Raw genomic sequence first — 397 nt, forward strand, 5'->3', positions numbered from 1 at the left:
TGGAACTCTGGGTGGTTGGTTTCTTGGTTGCCTGCTTTGCCTTCTTGGCCTCCTTAGCAGCCCTGATAGCCTGCTCTCGCTGGGCCTTGCGCACTTCAGGCTTCTGGTTCCTCTTGGCCAGGATCTCCGCAAGAGAGGCACCAGTGATGGCCCTCTGGAACTTCACAGCACGGCGTGTGCGTTTTTTTGTCACCTCTTCAGATTGGCCCTTCTTGTGTTTGCGCCTGTACAGGACAGTCCAGTTGATCTGCCTGGGGTTCCTCTTGTTCAGGAACGCAGACTCACATTTGGCGTTCAGGAACTGAAACACCTTTCCGTCGATTCGGGCATATCGCCGGCCATGGCCGGGATAAATTTTATACCCACTGAAACTGCACAACTCAACCTTCATGGCGGC

The 397-nt window shown here is 54.4% G+C and carries 1 protein-coding gene; it reads right to left on the bottom strand.

The window, feature by feature from the left end; genetic code table 11:
- On the bottom strand, positions 1-397 hold a 397-nt coding region (locus GFJ41_RS21185; protein ID WP_206001621.1), incomplete at both ends, for a ribosomal eL24 family protein.

The sequence above is a fragment of the Paraclostridium dentum genome, from assembly GCF_012922555.1.
Taxonomy (GTDB): domain Bacteria; phylum Bacillota; class Clostridia; order Peptostreptococcales; family Peptostreptococcaceae; genus Paraclostridium; species Paraclostridium dentum.